The following is a 4,612-nucleotide window of genomic DNA, read 5'->3' as shown; positions in this document are numbered from 1 at the left end:
CGCCGCGTAGAGCCAGCCGAGGACGAGGCCGGCGATATAGGCCAGCGCATACCAGCGGATGGCGAAGGGGCCGATCTCGATCAGCACCGGGTCGATGTTCGGAAAGGGCAGGGCGGCAAGCGGCATGGGGCGGGCTCCTGGGTCCAAGCGATTTGCCGGCGCCTAAAGGCGCGCGCGGGGCGGCGACGCCGCCTAGAGGGACGCCCCGGCGCGGCGATGTCAAGCCGGGATGGGGGGGCGGTTGGACGACTGTCCGTCTTCTCTCCTCCGCGACCGATTTAATCAAGCGTTTGATTAAACAGCGTCGACTATCGGAACATATGAGGAATATGTATTGCTTAACGCAACACAATATGCCATTTTAAGCTTTTATTAAAGGTATCCATCCATGACGCAACAATTCGAAAAGCGCCAGCCCCCCGGCGTTTTCATTCGGGAGGAGGTCATTCCTTCCGGCATGTCGGTCAAAGACGCCGCCAAGAGGCTTGGCGTCGGCAGGCCCGCTTTGTCGAACCTCCTCAACGGCAATGCATCGCTCTCCCCCGATATGGCCGTCAGGCTCGAAAAGGCGTTTGGGGCGAAGCGGGCCGACCGGCGCAGACTTCTCGACATGCAGGCAGCGTTCGACCGCCATCAGCAGCGCGCGGGCGAAAAGGACGTGGCCGTCCGCGCTTATGTTCCCGCGTTCCTAAGCATCAAGGCGCGGCAGATTCACGACTGGGCGCAAAACAACCTTGAGGCCCGCCACCTGCTTCCGGTTCTTCTGCGCAAGCTGGCTTACTCGACAGGCGATGATCTGCGTCAACTCGATTTTCCCGGGTATGACAATGCCGAGCGCAAAGGTTGGGACGGGCTGATTGATTCCGGCGGGGCCACCGCCTGGATTCCCGAAGGCAAGTCCTGCTGGGAATTCGGCACAACTCAGGCCCCCCGCGCCAAAGCCGAAAAAGATTATGCGGCGCGGCTGGCCTCGGTTCCTCCTGAGGAAAGATCGCAGGGCACTTTCGTATTCGTCACGCCGCGCAACTGGCCCGGCAAGACTGAATGGGCGAAAGACATGAACGCGGCCGGCGACTGGAAGGCCGTTAGAGCCTACGACGCCAGCGATCTTGAGCAGTGGCTCGAAGAGTCGATTCCGGCGCAGATATGGCTTGCCGAACAATTCTCCCTGCCGGTCAATGGATTCGAAACGCTCGATCATTGCTGGCGGCGCTGGGCTGAGGCCAGCGATCCGAAAATGGCTCCGGAAATATTTGAGCCGTCGATCACGGCGTACCGCGCCACATTCAAGGTGTGGCTTGAAAAGCCAAGTGACCGCCCGTTGATCATTGCCGCAGACTCCAAAGACGAGGCGCTCGCCTTTCTCGCGTGCCTGTTTAGCGACAACGAGATCGCGGCACGCTCCAAAGACCTCGCGGCGATTTTCGAGTCGGCGCAGACACTCAGGAAGCTGGCGCAATCATCATCGCCCTTTATTCCGATTGTCTGCACAGAAGAAGCCGAACGCGAGCTGGCCACCGTCTACCGCCGCCTTCATTGTATCGTGGTGCGGCCCCGAAACGCCGTGGACTCCGAACCAGAGATCTCCCTCGACCTACTGGGCCACGATGCCTTTGAAAAAGCGCTTGCCGCGATGGGGATTAAGGATCACGACGCCGACCGGCTCGCGCGCGAGTCGGGCCGCTCGCCGACAATCCTGCGGCGGAGGCTTTCGAAGATCGACGCCATCAGGACGCCCCAATGGGCGGGCAACGCCGAGATTGCGCGGAGCCTGGTTCCGGTAGCGTTTGTCGGCGCGTGGCATGCAAAGTCCCGTGCCGACTGCGAGGTTGTGTCCGTTCTTGCGGGCCGGCCCTATCAGGAGATCGAGCAGGCCGTCGCGCGCCTGCTGCAATTCGACGACTGCCCGGTCTGGTCTGCCGGCCAGTACCGCGGCGTGGCTTCGAAGATCGACGCCCTGTTCGCCATTAGCAAAGCGGTGACGGAGAAGGACCTCGCTGAGTTCTTTGTCCTTGCCGAGTACGTACTCTCCGAATCCGACCCGGCGCTCGACCTGCCGGAAGATCAAAGGTGGGCTGCGGGGCTGCACGGCAAGGTCCGCGATCATTCAGCGGCGCTGCGCGAGGGGGTGTGCGAAACCCTCGTTATCTTGTCGGTGCACGGCAACAACCTTTTCCGCGACCGTCTTGGCATCGATGTCGAGACTCGCGTCACCCTGCTTGTCCGGCGGCTGCTCACGCCGCTCACTCTCGAAAAGCTGCTCTCTCACGACGGCGATCTTCCGCACTATGCGGAGGCAGCGCCGGATGAGTTTCTCAGGCTTCTTGAAGCGGACTTACAGCAGCCCGAACCGGTTGTCCTGGGCCTGTTGAAGCCTGCCGATACCGGCATTTTCGGCGGATGCCCGCGCACCGGACTTTTGTGGGCGCTGGAATGCCTTGCGTGGAAGGTGGAGCACCTTTCTCGCGTCAGCGCCATCCTGGCCCAGCTCTCCAGAACCAAGATCGACGACAACTGGGCCAACAAGCCGATCGCGAGTCTGGGAGCGATCTACAGGTCCTGGATGCCGCAAACCGCCGTTTCGCTTGATGAGAGGGAAAAAGCCCTTGAGCTGCTGACCAAGCGCTTTCCGGATATTGGCTGGCACATTTGCATCGAACAGTTCGAGCCCGGCTCCCGCATCGGGCATTACAGCTACAGGCCGCGCTGGCGCAGCGACGCTTCCGGAGCCGGTCAGGTTGTCACCGTCGGTGAAATGCGGCAGTTCACGTTTAAGGCGCTCGACCTTGCGGTCGGTTGGCATGCACATAATGAATCCACGCTCGGCGATTTGGTTGAGCGCCTGCAGGACATGCCGGACAAATATCAGGCTGCCGTCTGGGACCTGATAGACGCCTGGTCCGCCGCTGCAAAAGATGACAAAACGAGGGCGGTGCTGCGTGAGCGTATTCGCCGCTTTGCCTTTACGCGGCGCGCGCGGCGGCGCGATCTCAGTAAATCCACGGCAGATCGTGCGCGCAGGGCCTATGCCAAGCTGGAGCCGTGTGATCCGGTGATCCGGCATGGCTGGCTTTTCGCCAATCAATGGATCGAAGAATCCGCCGACGAGATCGAAGATGAAAATCACGATTTCTCAAATCGCGAGGAGCGGATCGATAAGCTTCGCACCACGGCCCTCAAAGAAATTTGGGAGGTGCAGGGATTCAATGGTGTGAAAGCGCTTCTGTCGGACAGCGGTGCCCCCCACGTCGTCGGGCGCTACGTCGCCCGGTGCCTAACCTCCAAAAAAGCTTCGGCTGATTTCCTGCGGCGTTGCCTGTCCCTCGGCGGAGAGCCGGACAAGAAGGCCGATGGCTGCATGCAGGGCTTTCTCCTGAATATCGAAACCAAACGTCGTGATGCTGTTCTCGCCGCAGCCGCCAGGAATTGCAGCGCGGATCAGATTGTCAGGCTGTTCTGCTGTGCGCCGTTCGATCAGCAGACGTGGCGATTGCTCGATAAGTACGATGAAAAGATTCGCGCCGGTTACTGGCGAAAAGTGTTCCCGTACTGGAACAGGCACGGCGACGCTGAACTCATTGAACTTATCGATCGCCTGTTGGAGGCCAAGCGGCCACGCGCGGCGTTCCATGCCGTGCACCTGGACTGGAGCAAAATCGAAACCTCGCGCCTAAAGCGCCTGCTTGTGGCCATCGCCACGAGCGATGACGAGCCCAGCGGCGATTTCCAACTTGCTGCCTACGACATTTCTGCTGCGCTGAAATCGCTTGACGGCCGCGCCGGTGTCAGTCCGGATGACATGGCGCACCTGGAGTTCTTGTTCATTCAGGTACTCGATCACAGCGAGCACGGCATCCCCAATCTCGAGCTCCAGATTGCTAGGTCACCTGCCATCTTCATGCAGGCGATAGCCCTTGCTTACAAGCGCAGCGATGATGGTCAGGATCCGCCTGAATGGCGGATCGATGATCCGGAACACCGCACTGCGGTCGCCACCACAGCGCATCGCCTTCTCGATCAGATCAAGCGCATGCCGGGTACCGACGACGATGGAACGATCAAGGCAGAGGACCTGACGGCTTGGCTCAAGGAAGTGCGGCAGCTATGCGCACACTATGCGCGCGCGAAAATCGGCGACCACGTGATCGGCCAGCTTCTGTCAAGAGCGCCGGCCGGGGAGAGTGGCGTCTGGCCGTGCATTCCGGTTTGCGAGGCGATGGAAAACATTGCCTCGCAGGACATTGCCGAGGGGTTTGTCATCGGCGTCCGCAATTCACGCGGGGTTCACTGGCGCGGCGAAGGGGGAGCGCAGGAGCGGGAGCTTGCCGCGAAATACCGCGGCTGGGCGCAGCGACTCCGCTTTGATTTCCCGTACGTTAGCAGCGTCCTCGAAAGCGTCGCTTCTTCTTACGACCGCGAAGCCGAATGGCAGGACTCGGAAGCAAGGGTGAGGAAGAGGCTGCGGTACTGAGCCCGCCGGCGGGAAACGCCATCGCCCAGGGCACGTCGCTCGCCCGGCCGAACAGCTCGCCGTTGATGAAATTGGCGATGCGGCCGAAGAACAGGCCGATGGGGGCGGCGGCGGAGACGAGGTCGCCGAGCGACAGGACGG

Annotated in this window: 1 protein-coding gene and 2 pseudogenes; 1 reads left to right on the top strand and 2 read right to left on the bottom strand. The window is 61.1% G+C overall.

What is annotated here, in order from left to right; translation table 11 throughout:
- Positions 1–126 (bottom strand): prolipoprotein diacylglyceryl transferase (locus Q8P46_09565; GenBank protein MDP2620408.1); only part of this gene is annotated, 126 nt, incomplete at its 3' end.
- A 262-nt stretch (positions 127–388) separates the two neighbouring features.
- On the opposite strand from Q8P46_09565, the pseudogene Q8P46_09560 reads away from it, so the two are divergent.
- Positions 389–664: pseudogene (locus Q8P46_09560) on the top strand (HigA family addiction module antitoxin).
- A gap of 3,808 nt (positions 665–4,472) precedes the next feature.
- On the opposite strand, the pseudogene Q8P46_09555 reads toward Q8P46_09560, so the two are convergent.
- A pseudogene (locus Q8P46_09555) lies at positions 4,473–4,612 on the bottom strand (prolipoprotein diacylglyceryl transferase).

This window comes from Hyphomicrobiales bacterium (assembly GCA_030688605.1).
Classification (GTDB): Bacteria; Pseudomonadota; Alphaproteobacteria; order Rhizobiales; family NORP267; genus JAUYJB01.
This window is presented reverse-complemented; position numbering and strand designations above follow the sequence as displayed.